This is a genomic window from Geomonas sp. RF6, from assembly GCF_021044625.1.
GTDB lineage: Bacteria > Desulfobacterota > Desulfuromonadia > Geobacterales > Geobacteraceae > RF6.
The window spans coordinates 4117155-4132364 of sequence record NZ_CP087999.1; the positions used below are offsets into that span (position 1 = coordinate 4117155).

The 15210-nt window shown below is 64.5% G+C and carries 11 protein-coding genes; 9 read left to right on the top strand and 2 right to left on the bottom strand.

The window, feature by feature from the left end; translation table 11 throughout:
* Positions 1-10 precede the first annotated feature (10 nt).
* Complete coding sequence (locus LPW11_RS17600; protein WP_230995182.1) at positions 11-445, bottom strand: MarR family winged helix-turn-helix transcriptional regulator; 435 nt, start codon at positions 443-445, stop codon at positions 11-13.
* 78 nt (positions 446-523) lie between these two features.
* Positions 524-2626, bottom strand: a complete 2103-nt coding sequence (locus LPW11_RS17605) for a transglycosylase SLT domain-containing protein (protein WP_230995183.1) — start codon at positions 2624-2626, stop codon at positions 524-526.
* A 240-nt stretch (positions 2627-2866) separates the two neighbouring features.
* On the opposite strand from LPW11_RS17605, the gene rnr reads away from it, so the two are divergent.
* From rnr to LPW11_RS17650, 9 genes are all read left to right on the top strand, one after another.
* Entirely contained in the window at positions 2867-5071 is a 2205-nt protein-coding gene (rnr, locus tag LPW11_RS17610; protein WP_230995184.1) for a ribonuclease R, read from the top strand.
* A gap of 74 nt (positions 5072-5145) precedes the next feature.
* Positions 5146-5982, top strand: coding sequence for a twin-arginine translocase subunit TatC (tatC, locus tag LPW11_RS17615; RefSeq protein WP_230995185.1), 837 nt, complete (start codon positions 5146-5148; stop codon positions 5980-5982).
* Positions 5983-6055: 73 nt separating this feature from the next.
* Complete coding sequence (locus tag LPW11_RS17620; RefSeq protein WP_230995186.1) at positions 6056-7015, top strand: bifunctional riboflavin kinase/FAD synthetase; 960 nt, start codon at positions 6056-6058, stop codon at positions 7013-7015.
* A 114-nt stretch (positions 7016-7129) separates the two neighbouring features.
* Positions 7130-8152: a lysylphosphatidylglycerol synthase transmembrane domain-containing protein gene (locus LPW11_RS17625; RefSeq protein WP_230995187.1), complete on the top strand. Its 1023-nt coding sequence runs from the start codon at positions 7130-7132 to the stop codon at positions 8150-8152.
* The gene (locus LPW11_RS17630; protein WP_230995188.1) at positions 8149-10014 is read left to right on the top strand and encodes a glycosyltransferase family 117 protein; all 1866 of its coding nucleotides are present in this window, start codon (positions 8149-8151) and stop codon (positions 10012-10014) included. The genes LPW11_RS17625 and LPW11_RS17630 overlap by 4 nt, the downstream gene beginning before the upstream one ends.
* Complete coding sequence (locus LPW11_RS17635; protein WP_230998315.1) at positions 10011-10901, top strand: shikimate dehydrogenase; 891 nt, start codon at positions 10011-10013, stop codon at positions 10899-10901. Before LPW11_RS17630 ends, LPW11_RS17635 begins: the two co-directional genes overlap by 4 nt.
* 33 nt (positions 10902-10934) lie before the next feature.
* The gene (gene pilB, locus LPW11_RS17640; RefSeq protein WP_230995189.1) at positions 10935-12641 is read left to right on the top strand and encodes a type IV-A pilus assembly ATPase PilB; all 1707 of its coding nucleotides are present in this window, start codon (positions 10935-10937) and stop codon (positions 12639-12641) included.
* 15 nt (positions 12642-12656) lie between these two features.
* Entirely contained in the window at positions 12657-13754 is a 1098-nt protein-coding gene (locus LPW11_RS17645) for a type IV pilus twitching motility protein PilT (protein ID WP_230995190.1), read from the top strand.
* A 236-nt stretch (positions 13755-13990) separates the two neighbouring features.
* Positions 13991-15208 (top strand): type II secretion system F family protein, encoded by a 1218-nt coding sequence (locus LPW11_RS17650; RefSeq protein WP_230995191.1) that lies wholly within the window; start codon positions 13991-13993, stop codon positions 15206-15208.
* The last annotated feature ends 2 nt before the right edge of the window (positions 15209-15210 follow it).

Here is a 15210-nt window from a genome sequence, read left to right on the forward strand (position 1 = left end):
TGCTCCAGCGTCAGCTGCGGATTTTCTCCAGAAGGTACTTCAGTGTCTCCACCTCGTCCGGGGGGAGTTTCTTGAGCCAGCGCTCCTGCACGATGGCGGCCTGGGCGCACAGTTCCTCCTCCAGGCTCCTGCCGCGCTCGGTGAGACAGATGAGGTGGGCGCGGCGATCCTCCGGATGGCTCTGCCTCGACAGGAGACCTTCCTTCTCCAGGCGGTCCACCAGCCCCCCGACGGTCGTGCGGTCGATCTGGCTGCGGGCCGAGAGCTCCGCCTGGGTGAGGCGATCCTCCTGCCAGAGAAAGGCGAGAACCGCGAACTGCTGGGGCGTTACCTCGTGGCGGTCGAACTCCTCCTTGAAGACTGCGCAGCCGCGCTGGTAGGCCTTCGCCAGGAGGAAGCCGACGCTTCGCTCGATATCGAGAATTTCTGTTCGCTTTGTGTTCATGACGATCCCGTCCCCCGCCACGCACAGGGCGGCAGCTGCGCCGCAAGTGGCGGGTACGACAAGGCATTATGCATATAATCAGTGTGCTGTCAATCTCAATTCCCGGGTGAGTGGGGAGACGGCGGGGAGGGCGTAAAGACTCTGGTACAGGGCCATGGCGCTGGTGACCTTCTTCACGTATTCCCGGGTCTCCTTGAAGGTGATGCTCTCCACAAACTCGTCCAGGGGGAGGGTGCCGAAATTCCTCTGCCAGCGCCGCGCGTTCCCCCCCCCTGCGTTGTACGCCGCGATGGAGAGGGGGATGTTTCCGGAGAAGCTCTCCAGGAGGTCCTTCAGGTGGCGCGCGCCGAGGCGGATGTTGAGATCAGGGGAGGTAAGGCGCGCGGAGCCCCCCTTCGCGATGCTCTCCGCCGTGGCCGGCATGATCTGCATGAGACCTACCGCGCCGACCGGGGAGAGCGCACTCGGCAGGTAGTTGCTCTCCGCTCGTATCACCGCGTAGACGAGGCTCTCCGGGACGTTACTTGCCGCAGCCTCCTTCGCCACCTCCTGGCGGAAGGCGAGGGGGAAGTTCACCCCCCAAAGGAGGGAGCCGTCCGGGTCTCCCGCCTTCGGAACGTCCTGTCCGGTGAGGTGGTAGGCGGCGTTGTAGTTCTCCATCTCCAGGTAGAGCCTCGCCACCGAGAAGGGGTTTTTCGGCTTCTTGATGAGGGAGAGCTCGCGCGTCGCCTCCTCGTACAGCCCAAGGGCGATGAGCGCTTTCTCTCTCTCCAGCCCCGCCGGCATCGGAAGGGCCCCGGCGAGGTTCTGCGGGGGGCGCGGCGGCTCGGCCGAGGGGCGCCCTGAGTTGCATAGCATCGCGTAGTAGCCGAAAGGGTAGTCGGAGCAGAGGACCGCCATCTGCGCCTCTCCCCCTTTCTGGTCCCCGGAGAGGATCAGCGCGCGTCCCAGCCAGTAGAGAGACTTCTCCCTCTGCTCGCGGTATTGGGAGAGGTTTTGCAGGTAGTCGACGGCGGAGCGGTAGTCGCGGGACTGGTAGCTAAGCCAGGCGACCTCCCAGAGGATTGCCGGGCGCTTTGCAGCGTCCGGATAGCGGTTCAGGAAGTTCTGGAAGAGGCGCAGCGCCTCGGCGGTGTGCCCCTGGTAGCGCTTGAGGTAGGCAGCATCGAGAAGGGCATCGGCCGCGAGGTTCCCCCCCACGCCCCGCTCGGAGAGGGCGAGGTAGCGGGTGTAGGCTTTCTCCGGGTTCCCCGACTTCTCCAGCGCCCGGGCGTACCAGTACGCTCCCTCCGTCGACCCGGGACGCTCCGCGAGGGGGCGCAGCGTCTCCTCCGCGTCGTGGTAGTGCCGCGCCTTGAAGTGCGACAGCCCGAGCTTTAGCCGCACTCTGGCCGCAAACTCCCCGCTCTCGGCGCGGGAGGCGATCTCGGAGAAGGCGGCCGCCGCCTTCCCGTACTGCCCGAGATCGTACAGGGCGCTGGCGCGCCTGAAGAGCTCGTCGACAGTGTACGGCGCTATCGCCACCCCCGTCTTTGCCAGTTGCGACATCTCGTCCGCCGCCTGCTGCGCGACGCCGGAGCCGGGGTTCCTGATCCAGATGCCGCGCAAGATCGCTGCGGCACCGGCGGGATCACCGAGCTTCTCCCGGCAAAGCGCCGAGGCATGGAGCGCCTTTAGCGAGTCGCTTCCCAGGGGATACCGCTCTACGAAGGCGCTGTAGGCGTCGAGCGCCTCTTTGTAGCGGCCGCAGGAAAAGAGGGTTTCCGCGCTCAGGAAGAGGGAGGGGCGCACGAGGCGACTTCCCGGGAAGGTCTTTACGAGCTTTTGCAGCGGCGCCAGCGCCTCGTCCGTTCGGGAGAGCTTCGAGAGGGCGAGCCCCTGGTTGTACAGTGCGTAGTCCCCGAGGAGCGGGAGGTACTGCGCCGCCGCCGCGAGCTGAGGAGCCGCATCCTCATAGAACTCCAGCTTCACGTCGGTCATCCCCACAAGGAAGGAGCGCACGCCGGGGTCGGAGGCCTTCAAAGCCGCCTCCCTGGCCCCGCGGTAGTCCTTCAGCTTCAGGCGCGCCGCAGCCGCCACGACGGCGGGGTCGGAAAACCTTCCCGGCGAGAGGGCGGAGGCGGGGATGGCGAGGGCAAGGGCGATGAAGGCAAGGACGGCGGCAAAGAGGCGACAGGGCATGGGAGACTCCTATTTATATACGGCGCCCCCCGGGGAGGGGGGTGGAACAAACCAGCTATTGTTACCGGAGCTTCCCTCAAATTGCAAAGGCTTTTTGCCCCTTTTGTGCTCCGGCGCACGGCGCCCCGCGCACCCCCGCAGTGGCGCAACGGGGCAAAGTCATTGACAATTCTTCACCCCTTCTTCATTATCCGAGGTAGGGCGAGCCTCAAAGTTGCCGATTCCATCCGGAGGTTTACCATGCGCATCGACAAAAACGTCGTGCTGAAACTGTTAAAGGGGAGGAGGGACGCGCTGCAGTTCCGGGAGATCCTGAAGGTGCTCGCCGTGCCGAAGCACCAGCGCCCGCGGCTGGAGTCCCTCCTTGACGATATGGTCTATCGCGGTGACGTGGTGCGTCTCCCCGGGCGGCTCTATTCCCTCGCCGGCGCAGGGGGCACGGTGCGCGGGAAGCTCGTGTGCCACCGGGAAGGGTACGGCTTCGTGGTCCCCGAGGACGGGGGGGACGACCTCTTCATTCCCGCCCGCTACCTGCGCGACTCTTTAAGCGGCGACACCGTGGAGGCGCAGGTCGTCTCCACCCGCCGCGACGGCAAGAGGGAGGGGCGGGTCACCGCCCTCGTGAAGCGCGGCGTCACCAGCGTCGTCGGCCGCTACGAGGCGGCCGGGCGGGGGGGCAGAGTCATCCCCGACGACGACCGCCTCGGTCGCGACGTCTTCATCCCCCCCGGCGCTGCCGGAAACGCCCTCACAGGGGAGACGGTCGTGGCGGAGATCGTCTCCTACCCCACCCCCCACTCCGGGATGTCCGGAAAGATCGTGGAGGTGCTCGGACACCCCTCCGACCCCGAGGTGGAGGTCATGACGGTGGTGCGCAAGTTCGAGCTCCCCTACGCCTTCTCCGACGGGGCACTCGCCGAGGCGGCGAAGGCCCCGCAGCGGGTGTCGGAGGATATGCTCGCAGGGAGGACCGATCTGCGGGAGCGGCGCACCGTCACCATCGACGGGGAGACCGCGCGCGACTTCGACGACGCGGTCTCCGTGGTGCGAGAGGGGAGCGGCCTCCGCCTCTTCGTCTCCATCGCCGACGTCTCCCACTACGTCACGGAGGGGTCGAAGCTCGACCTCGACGCCTACCAGCGCGGCACGAGCGTCTACTTCCCGGACCGCTGCATCCCTATGCTCCCGGAGGAGCTCTCCAACGGGATCTGCTCCCTGAACCCCCAGGTCGACCGCCTCACCATGACGGCTGAGATCCTCTTCGACGAGGGGGGCGCCCCCGTCTCCTCGAGCTTCTACCCGAGCGTCATCAGAAGCGACGCGCGCCTCACCTACACGATCGTGAAGCGGATCGTGGTGGACGAAGAGCCGGAGGCGATCGCCGCCCACGAGGATCTGGTGGCGGATCTGAACCTCATGAAGGAGCTCGCCCTGAAGCTGAACGGGAGGCGGCAGGGGCGCGGCTCCATCGACTTCGACCTCCCGGAGCCCCAGATCATCATCGACCTGCAGGGGGAGACGACAGCGATCGTGCGCGCCGAAAGAAACTTCGCCCACCGCATCATCGAGGAGTTCATGCTCGCGGCGAACGAGGCGGTGGCCACCTTCATCGAGAGACAGGGGAGCCCGTCGTTGTACCGCGTCCACGAAAACCCCGACCCGGCGAAGCTCGTGGATCTCGCCGAGTTCGTCTTCTCTTTTGGCTACACATTGAAGGTGGAGGAGGAGAAGGTCGCCCCGAAGGAGCTGCAGAGGCTGCTCTCCGAGGTGGAGGGTAAGCCCGAGGAGCGCCTCATAAACGAGGTCCTCCTGCGCTGCATGAAGCAGGCGCGCTACAGCGCGGAGAACCTCGGGCACTTCGGCCTCGCCGCCCCCTGCTACACCCATTTCACCTCCCCCATCAGGCGCTACCCCGACCTCGTGGTGCACCGCATCCTGAGGCGCCTCCTCTCCGCCCCCCTGAAGGAGGGGGAGCGCACCCGTCTCGCCGGGCGCCTCGACGACGTGGCGCTGCACACCAGCCGCCGCGAGCGGATCGCCATGGAGGCGGAGCGGGAGATGGTGGACCTGAAGAAGATGCAGTTCATGAGGGACAAGGTGGGAGAGGAGTACGAGGGGTTCATCACCGGGGTCGCCCCCTTCGGCATCTTCGTGGAACTGGTCGATCTCTTCGTGGAGGGGATGGTGCCGGTCACCACCCTTCCTGTCGACTACTACCTGCACATGGAGAAGAGCCACGCCCTCGTCGGTCAGCACAGCCGCGTCATGTACCGCATCGCGGACAAGGTGCGGGTACGGGTGGCCGGCGTGCGCGAGCTCGCCCGCCAGGTGGAGTTTGCCCTCGTGGAGACGCTGGAGGAGCGCGGCGCCGTTTCGCGCACCGTTTCCGAAAGCTATCCGCGGGTAGCGATCAAGGGGAAGCGCCCGAAGTCGAGGCGGCGCTGAAAGCTGCTTGAGTTTTCGCGGGGCGCTGTGCTATAAGGGCAGACTGTCGGCTCCTCAAGGAGAAGGGATAAGTAATGAGTGATGAAAAGGTTCTCCCCTTTATGGAGCACCTCATAGAGCTGCGCAAGCGGCTCATCGTGTGCACCGTGGCGCTGGTGATAGGGATGGGGGTGTGCTGGAACTTCTCGGACAACCTCCTCGACCTGGTGGAACGCCCCCTTACCGGGGAGACCTACCTCACCAATGTGAAGAAGATCATCTACGGCGAGGTGCGCACCCGTTTCCCCGCGGTGTACCAGCATTACAAGCTGGCGGACGAGGTGAACGCGACACCGGAGAAGAGGAAGCTGAACTACAGCGCTCCGCTGGAGCCGTTTTTCGTCCAGTGCAAGCTCTCCATGCTGGCGGGGTTCGTCCTCGTCCTTCCGGTGATTTTCCACCAGATCTGGCTCTTCGTGGCGCCGGGGCTGACCAGGAAGGAGAGAAAGCTCGTCGTCCCCTTCGTGACCGCCACCTCCTTCAGCTTTCTCCTGGGGGGAGGCTTCTTCCTGATCGTCATCTGGCCGGTCATCATCAACTTTTCCCTCTCCTACGAGGCGGCCGGGCTGCAGAGCTGGTTCAACCTCTCCGCCTACATCAATTTCTGCTTAAGGCTCATTCTCGTTTTCGGGCTCATCTTCGAGCTGCCGATTCTCTCCTTCCTCCTTGCCCGCTTCGGCATCGTGAACTACCAGATGCTCGCCACGCGGCGCAAGTACGCACTCCTGGCGAGCTCGATCATCGCCGCCTTCCACGCCGACCTGATCACCATGTTCGTGATCATGATCCCTTTGTACCTCATGTACGAGGTGAGCGTCTGGGTGGCACTCCTCTTCGGCAAGAAGCGGCAGCCTGCCGTGGTGCAGGAGTGATTCTGGCGGCGGGGAGCGCCCCGCCGGCAGCGGGAGGGTGGAGAGCCCCTTCGAGAGGTAAAGTGGCGTTGTCATGATCATCTACAGGCAGATAAGCGACTTACCGGCCGGGCTGCCGCACCCGGTCGTCACCATCGGCAACTTCGACGGCGTGCACCTCGGGCACCGCCAGGTCCTCTCCCGGGTGAGGGAGGAGGCGCAAAGGCGCGGCGGGGTCTCGGTGGTGATCACCTTCGTTCCGCACCCGTTGCAGGTTCTCTCCCCCGGAGTGCCGCTGAAACTCATTACCACCCCCGCCGAAAAGGCAGCCCTCATCGCCGCCTCGGAGATCGACTACCTCCTGGAGATCCCCTTTGACGCCGCCTTCGCTGCGACGCCCGCCCGGGTTTTCGTGGAGGAGGTACTGGTCGGAAGGATCGGGGTCGAGCTCCTGGTGATCGGGTACGACTACGCCTTTGGGCGCGGCCGGGAAGGGGAGCCTGAGCTCCTGCGCCTCCTCGGGGAGCGCCACAACTTCTCGGTGGAACTGCTGAACCCCGTCTCCAACGGGACGATCGTGTACAGCTCCACCGCGGTGCGCCGCATGGTGGAGCACGGGGACGTGAAGGGGGTGGTGGCGATTCTCGGGAGGCACTACTGCATGGCCGGGGAGGTGGTGCACGGCTTCCACCGCGGCAGAACCCTCGGCTACCCCACCGCGAACCTGAAGACGGAGAAGGACCTCGTCCCCTGCGCCGGGGTGTACGCGGTGAAGGTGCGCCTCGGCGACGAGCTCTTCGACGGCGCCTGCAACGTGGGGACGAACCCTACCTTCGCCAACGCGAAACTCTCCATGGAAGTATTCCTCTTCGACTTCGACCGGGACATCTACGGGGAGACGATCTGCGTCTACTTCATCGACAGGGTGCGCGGGGAGAAACGCTTTCCCGGAGTGGACGCCCTGCGCCAGGCGATCGCCCAGGACGTGGAGCACTGCCGCGAACTCCTGGAGAGTGCGACCCTCATCGACTGCCATACCGCGGAGACGTGCTGAAGGGTTGCGCGCTCCCTGAGACCAGTCCGACCAGTCCGACCGGCACGAACAGAACATCCGCATCCTGCAACCCGGGAGCCTCCTGCGCTCCCCCAACCTCGGAGCATTGCACGTTTGAAACACGTATTTGATAAGAAACTCTGGCTGGGTATCGCGATCAGCGGCTTTTTCCTCTTTCTCCTCGGCCGCCAGATCGAGCCTGGAAAGCTCGTCGCCGCCTTCCGCCAGATGGATTACCGCTTCCTCCTGCCGGCTCTTCTTCTCACCATGGTGAGCTACTTCTTCCGCGCGCTGCGCTGGAAGTATCTCCTTTTGCCGATAAAGAAGACGAGGCTCTCCAACCTCTTTCCCTCCACCCTCATTGGGTACATGGCGAATAACCTCCTTCCGGCCCGGCTCGGGGAGTTCGTGCGCGCCTACTCCCTGGCGCAGAAAGAGGAGCTAAAGACGAGTGCGGTCTTCGGGACACTGGTGGTGGATCGCCTCTGGGACGGCTTCACCATGCTCCTGGTCCTTCTGGTGACCTTCTTCACCGTGCGCCTCCCGGCGGGGAAGGAGCACATGCAGGAAGGGCTCGCCACCGGCGGCTACATCACCCTTGCGGTGTACCTGACGGCGCTGGCGATTCTGGCGGTCCTGAAGAAGAAGCCGGCGCTCGCGGTACGGACCCTGTCGGCGATTCCCCCCGCAAAGCTCGGAAAGAAACTCGCGCACCTGGCCGAATCGTTCATACAGGGGCTGCAGCTCTCCACCTCGCCGCGGGAGATCGCCACCATCTTCGCCCTCTCCCTCCTCGTGTGGGGGACCGCAATCTGGCCGCTCGACTTTCTCCTCGCCTCCTTCGACCTGCACTTTCCCCTCACGGTCTCCATGTTCATCATGGTTTTCCTCGTTTTTGCCGTCATGGTCCCTTCCTCCCCCGGGTTCGTCGGGACGTACCACTACGCCTGCGTGAGCGCGCTCGCCGCCTTCGACGTGGCGCCGGAGCGCGCTCTTAGCGTCGCCATTGTCATGCACGGCATGGGGTTTTTCCCCGTCACCGTGATCGGGCTTTTCTGCCTCTGGCGGGACAAGCTCTCACTGAAGAAGCTAAGTGCAGCTGAAGATGCCGAACATGAAACAGGAGCCTCCGCGTGAAAGAGACCTTCCGGCGCGCCGGGATCGAGCCGTTTGCCGCGCTCTCGTTCCTCATCCCCCTCTTTATCTACCTTCTGACCCTGGCCCCCACCGTCACCTTCTTTGACAGCGGCGAGTTCCTGACCGCGGTCGCCTCTCTGGGGACCGCCCACTCCCCGGGGTACCCGCTCTTTATAAACTACGCGCACCCCTTCACCTGGCTCCCCTTCGGCTCCATCGCCTTCCGGGTGAACTTCGCCACCGCGGTTTCCGCGGCGCTCGCCTGCTTCGGGGTGTATCTCGTGACGAAGCACCTCCTGAAGGACGAGGAGCTCCCGGAGGGTGTCCCGGCGCCTCTTGTGACCTCCCTTGCCGCGCTCGCGGCGGCGCTCGCCTTCTGCGGCACCGCGCGGTTGTGGCTGCAGTCGAACCACGACAAGCCGTATCCGCTCCTCTCCTTTATCTGTGCCGCGGTCTTCTACCTCATGCTGCGCTGGCGCGACAGCTTCGACGCGGGGGAGGAGCGCCCCTCCTACGTCTACCTCGGCGCCTTCCTCTGCGGACTGGGGACCGGCGCACACCAGATCATGGTCCTCATGATCCCGGCGTACGCGTTCCTCCTCCTCTCGAAGGAGTGGCGCATTATCTTCAGGATGAAGGAGTTTTTGATCGCGCTCTCCTTCGGGATCCTCGGCTTCTCCATCCACCTGCACCTGATCGTGCGGGCGCTCGCGAAGCCGCTTCTCAACTGGGGGGACTCGAAGAACCTGACGCAGTTCCTCTGGAACCTGCTGCGCAAGGGGTACCCCACCGAGAAGCCGCAGCGCGACCTCTCGCTGCTCTGGTCGCAGATAAACGCCTTCAACGTCCAGTACGAGTTCACGGTCGTCGGGCTTTTGCTCCTCATCGCGGGGCTCGTCTTCTTCTTTCGCACGAAGAGGGACATCGTCCTTTCGTACCTGATCGCGCTCTTCACCTTTCTCCTTATCATCGCAGGGTACTTCAACACGCCGGGGGAGCTCATCTTTCTCACCGAGGAGTTCTTCACCCCGCTGTACCTCCTGAGCGCGGTCGTCATAGGGCTTGCCCTCTTCGGGCTCCTGCGCCTTCTCCTTTCCGCCTTCCGCGTGCGGGGAAAGGTCCCCGCGCTCGGGCTCTCCGCTCTTCTTTTCGTCCTCCCCCTCTCGGTCGTCCTTTTGCACTACGTGGAGAACGACCAGCACGAGAACTACATCGCCAGCGATTACGCGCAGAACTCGCTGCGCTCCCTGCCGCAGGGGGCGGTCATGTTCACCTGGGGTGACAGCGGCGCCTTTCCCCTCTGGTACATCCAAGGGGTGGAGCGGATGCGCGACGACCTCGACCTCCTGCACACCCCGCACCTCGTTTTCGAGTGGTACCTGGACGGCTTCCCGGCGCTCTTCCGGGGGAGCAGGCTGCGCTCCCTCGTGGACCAGACAGCCCCTGAGGACGCCCTCCTCGTGGCGGTGGCGGAGCAGTTCCCGCGCCGGCCGGTGTTCATCGACTTTTCCACCAAGTATTCCGTCGCGCTCCCCGGCTACCAGGCGTTGCAGCACGGCATCGTGTACCAGCTGATCCCCGCCTCGCAGCCTCTCCCCCTCCCGGACTCCGGGGTCTGGGCGCTGTACACGCAGCGCGGTGTAGTCGGTGCGAGCGACATGTTCTTCCGCGACCTCGACACCGGGAAGGCGATCCAGATCTACGCCGCCGCCCTCATGGAGTCCGGGGAGATCCTCCTCTCGGCCGGAGGGGGAGCCCAGGTGACCGGCGCGCAGCAGCTGTGCCTCGGGAAAGAGATCTCGCCGGAGCTCGCCCCGCACATCGACCAGATACTTGCCCGCTACGGTGCCTCATGCCGGTGACGGTAGACGGCAGGACAGCCCTCACGGGGATCGTCGGCTACCCGGTCTCCCACTCCCTCTCCCCCCTCATGCACAACGCGGCATTCGGGGAGCTCGGGTTGAATATGGTCTACCTCCCCTTCTCCGTGGCGCCGGAGGCGCTCCCCCAGGGGGTGGCGGGGCTCGCCGCACTCGGGGTGCGGGGGTTCAACGTGACGATCCCCCACAAGGTGGCGATCCTCCCGCTCCTGCACGAGATAACCCCGGAGGCGCGGGCGATCGGGGCGGTGAACACGGTCCTTAACAGGGACGGTCTTCTCACGGGGTACAACACGGACGGGATCGGTCTTTTGCGGGCGCTGGAGGGGGAATTCGGCTTCTACCCGGCGGGGCGCTCGGTCCTTCTGCTCGGGGCCGGCGGCGCGGCGCGCAGTGCGGTCGCCGCGCTCTCTCTTGCCGGCGCCGCACGGGTCGTGGTGGCAAACCGCACGAAGGAGCGGGGGGAGGAACTGGTCGCCTCCGTGGCGCCGCACCTCCCGGGAACGCTCCTTCAGAGCGCCCCCTTTACGCTCCTTTCGGACGCCGGGTTCCTCTCCGGCTTCGACCTGCTGGTGAACACGACCTCGGTGGGGATGGGGGGGAGCGCCTTCGGGGACCTCGCGCTTACGGGGCTCCCTCCGCACGCGGCGATCTACGACATGGTGTACGCCCCGCTGGAGACTCCGCTCATGGAGCAGGGGAGGGGGGTCGGGCTCCCCGTGGCGAACGGGATCGGGATGCTGGTGGCGCAGGGGGAGGCCGCCTTCACGATCTGGACCGGTCAACAGCCTCCCGCCGGATGCATGAAGCGCGCCGTCCTGGAGGGGATAGGGGCGGCAACTCTTGACATCGTCCGACAATCAAAATAGTATTCACAGGATGTCAAAAGCCTTGAGGTTACTATGCAGATAAGCAGACTGGGCGAGCTCCTGGTCGGACACAATATGATCACGAAGGATCAGCTGAAGCAGGCCCTCGCCGAGCAGAAGGCATCGGGGGGGCAGATGCGCCTCGGCTCCATCCTTATCCGGGACGGCCTCATCACCGAGGAGGAGCTCACCTCCTTCCTCTCGAAGCAGTACGGGGTCCCGACGGTGAACCTCACCGACCACGAGGTGGAGCCCGGCGTCATCAAGGTGATCCCCGCCGAGATCGCCCACAAGTACCAGATCGTGCCGGTGAACAGGGCGGGGTCGACCCTCATCATCGCCATGAGCGACCCCTCCAACATCTTCGCCATCGACGATATCAAGTTCATGACCGGGTACAACGTCGAGGTGGTGGTGGTGCCGGAGAGCGCCATCAAGAACGCCATCGACAAGTTCTACGACCAGTCCGCATCGCTGGCGGACGTCATGGACAGCCTCGAGATGGAGGAGTTCGAGGTGGTGGGGGACGAGGAAGAGGTCGATCTCGGCTCCCTGGAGCGCGCCGTCGAGGACGCGCCGGTCGTGAAGCTTGTGAACCTCATCCTCACCGACGCCATCAAGAAAAAGGCGAGCGATATTCACATCGAGCCGTACGAGAAGAGCTTCCGGGTGCGCTACCGCATCGACGGCGTCCTCTACGAGGTCATGAAGCCGCCGATGAAGCTCAAAAACGCCATCACCTCCCGCATAAAGATCATGAGCGAGCTCGACATCGCCGAGCGGCGCCTTCCCCAGGACGGCAGGATAAAGATCAAGCTCGGCGGCGGGAAGGACATGGACTTCCGCGTCTCGGTGCTGCCGACCCTCTTCGGCGAGAAGATCGTTTTGCGACTCCTGGACAAGTCGAACCTGCAGCTCGACATGACGAAGCTCGGTTACGAGCCGGACGCGCTCGCCTCCTTCCAGAGGGAGATCCACAAGCCGTTCGGGATGGTGCTCGTCACCGGACCGACCGGCTCGGGAAAGACCGTCTCCCTCTACTCGGCCCTTGCGGAGCTGAACAAGGTCACGGAGAACATCTCCACCGCGGAGGACCCGGTGGAGTTCAACTTCGCAGGTATCAACCAGGTGCAGATGCACGAGGACATAGGGCTCAACTTCGCCTCCGCGCTGCGCGCCTTCCTGCGCCAGGACCCTGACATCATCATGATCGGCGAGATCCGTGACTTCGAGACCGCGGAGATCGGGGTGAAGGCCGCACTAACCGGCCACCTCGTCCTCTCGACGCTGCACACAAACGACGCCCCCTCCACCATCAACCGTCTCCTGAACATGGGGATCGAGCCGTTCCTGGTGGCAAGCGCCGTGAACCTGATCACCGCCCAGCGCCTCGCGCGGCGCGTCTGTTCCGAGTGCAAGGAGCTGGACGAGATCCCGGTGCAGGCCCTCGTGGACGCAGGGGTCCCCGCGGCGGAAGCGGCCGACTTCGTCTGTTACAAAGGGCGCGGCTGTTCCGTGTGCAACGGCACCGGCTACAAGGGGCGCGTCGGCTTCTACCAGGTCATGCCGATGCTGGAGCCGATCCGGGAGCTCATCCTGAACGGCGCCAACACCGCCGAGATAAAGAGGGAGAGCATGCGCCTCGGCATAAAGACGATGCGCCAGTCCGGGCTTACGAAGTTAAAGGAGGGGGTCACCTCCTTCGAGGAAGTGCTGCGGGTCACCGTGGCTGACGACTGACAGGCGAGGTACTAGATGATCAACTTTCACCAGCTACTGAAGGATCTCGTGGAGCGGGGCGGCTCCGACCTGCACATCACCACGAACACGCCGCCGCAGATCCGCATCGACGGGAAGCTCACCCCGATGGACATCCCCCCCCTGAACGCCATCGAGACGAAGCAGCTGTGCTACAGCATCCTCACCGACGCGCAGAAACACAAGTTCGAGGAGGAGAACGAGCTCGACCTCTCTTTCGGGGTAAAGGGGCTCTCCCGCTTCCGCGGCAACATCTTCATCCAGCGCGGCGCGGTGGCAGGGGTCTTCAGGGTCATCCCGTACCGGATCCTCTCCTTCGAGGAACTGGGGCTGCCGCCGGTGGTAACGGAGCTGTGCGGGAAGCCGCGCGGCCTTATCCTCGTCACCGGCCCCACGGGGAGCGGGAAGTCCACCACACTCGCCTCCATGATCGACAAGATCAACACGGACCGGCACGACCACATCGTGACGATCGAGGACCCGATCGAGTACCTGCACCCGCACAAGGGGTGCATCGTGAACCAGCGCGAGGTAGGGGCCGACACGAAGAGCTTCAAGCATGCGCTTAAGTACGTGCTGCGCCAGGACCCGGACGTCGTCCTCGTCGGCGAGTTGCGCGACCTGGAGACGATCGAGGCGGCGCTCACCCTCGCCGAGACGGGGCACCTCTGCTTCGCCACGCTGCACACCAATTCGTGCGCCCAGACCATAAACCGCATCATCGACGTCTTCCCCTCCTACCAGCAGACCCAGGTGCGCACCCAGCTCTCCTTCGTCCTGGAGGGGGTCCTCTCCCAGATGCTCGTGCCGCGCTCCGACGGCCGAGGGCGTGCGCTGGCGCTGGAGGTCATGGTGCCGAACCCGGCGATCAGGAACCTCGTCAGGGAGGACAAGGTGCACCAGATCTACTCCCAGATGCAGGTCGGCCAGGAGAAGTTCGGCATGCAGACGATGAACCAGTCTCTCGTGGCGCACCTCGCGAAGCGGAACATCTCCATCGATGACGCCATCGCCCGCTCCCCCGACCCGGACGAGCTGAAGCAGATGCTCTCTCCCGGCGGGGCCGCCATGGGGCAGCGCCGGCCGATGAGGTAGGGAATCTTTCCGGGGGGCGTCCCCCGCGTGCAATGGTGCCCCCGGTCACTGAAGGGTGGCGCCGGTCGTGGTACAGTACTATCGGGAATTCATCTACATCGCAGTTCGAGCCAGACTAGCCCCCCTGCCGCTTTCCGTCAGTCCAGCCAGTTGCAGTCTCTGCCCCCCCTCCGCTAGCGGAGGGGCAGGGGAGGGACGGGTGTTTCGTCTAGCCACCTTTTCAAGGAGAAAAGCTCATGCCCAAGTTCAGTTGGGAAGCGAGAAGCAAGGCCGGTTCGGTGCAGAAGGGGGTCATGGAGGCCACCAACAGCGCGCAGGTCGAGGCTCAACTAAAGCGCTACGGCTTCACCGGCATTACCATCAAGGAAGAGGGGAAGGGGCTCGGGCGCGAGATCAAGTTCGGCAGCGGCCAGAAGAAGATCCAGACGAAGGAGCTCGTCGTCTTTACGAGGCAGTTCGCCACCATGATCGACTCCGGCCTCCCGCTGGTGCAGTGCCTGGACATCCTCTCGGGACAGCAGGAAAACAAGACGTTCAAGGAGGTGCTCGTGAAGGTGAAGGAGAGCGTGGAGAGCGGCTCCACCTTCGCCGACGCCCTCTCGAAGCATCCGAAGGCCTTCGACCAGCTCTACGTGAACCTGGTGGCGGCAGGGGAGGTCGGCGGTATCCTCGACACGATCCTGAATCGGCTCGCCGCCTACATCGAGAAGGCGATGAAGCTGAAGAAGCAGGTGAAGGGGGCGATGGTCTATCCGACCACCATCATGGCGATCGCGGTCATCGTCGTCGGCGTCATCCTCGTCTTCGTCATCCCGACCTTTGCAAAGATGTTCGCCGACTTCGGCGGGGACCTCCCCGCGCCGACGAAGTTCGTCATCGCCCTCTCCGGCTTCCTCACGAAGTACCTCGTCGTCATCATCGCAGCTCTCTTTGGGCTGAAGTTCGGCATCTCGAAGTACTACGCCACCCCTGCCGGGAAGAAGAACATCGACCGCTTTGCCCTGAACGCGCCGATCGTCGGCCCCCTGGTGCGCAAGGTCGCGGTGGCGAAGTTCACGAGGACCCTCGGCACGATGATAAGCTCCGGCGTCCCGATCATGGACGGCCTCGACATCGTGGCGAGGACGGCCGGAAACAAGATCGTCGAGGAGGCGATCTACCGGGTGCGCCAGTCGATCTCCGAGGGGAAGACGATCGCGGAGCCGCTGCAGGAGAGCGGGGTCTTCCCGCCGATGGTCGTGCAGATGATCGCAGTCGGCGAGGCGACCGGTGCCATGGACGCCATGCTGAACAAGATCGCGGACTTCTACGATGATGAGGTCGACGATGCGGTGGGTGCCATGACCGCCATGATGGAGCCTCTTCTCATGGTCTTCCTCGGCACGACCGTGGGGGGGCTCGTCATCGCCATGTATCTCCCGATCTTCAAGCTGGCGAGCACGGTGGGCGGTTGATG

Bases quoted from the DNA above. Each gene is read 5' to 3' on its own strand.
- LPW11_RS17650 (WP_230995191.1), top strand. From the start codon at position 13,991: ATGCCCAAGTTCAGTTGGGAAGCGAGAAGCAAGGCCGGTTCGGTGCAG.
- LPW11_RS17645 (WP_230995190.1), top strand. From the start codon at position 12,657: ATGATCAACTTTCACCAGCTACTGAAGGATCTCGTGGAGCGGGGCGGC.
- LPW11_RS17620 (WP_230995186.1), top strand. From the start codon at position 6,056: ATGATCATCTACAGGCAGATAAGCGACTTACCGGCCGGGCTGCCGCAC.
- rnr (WP_230995184.1), top strand. From the start codon at position 2,867: ATGCGCATCGACAAAAACGTCGTGCTGAAACTGTTAAAGGGGAGGAGG.
- pilB (WP_230995189.1), top strand. From the start codon at position 10,935: ATGCAGATAAGCAGACTGGGCGAGCTCCTGGTCGGACACAATATGATC.
- LPW11_RS17600 (WP_230995182.1), bottom strand. From the start codon at position 445: ATGAACACAAAGCGAACAGAAATTCTCGATATCGAGCGAAGCGTCGGC.
- LPW11_RS17605 (WP_230995183.1), bottom strand. From the start codon at position 2,626: ATGCCCTGTCGCCTCTTTGCCGCCGTCCTTGCCTTCATCGCCCTTGCC.
- tatC (WP_230995185.1), top strand. From the start codon at position 5,146: ATGAGTGATGAAAAGGTTCTCCCCTTTATGGAGCACCTCATAGAGCTG.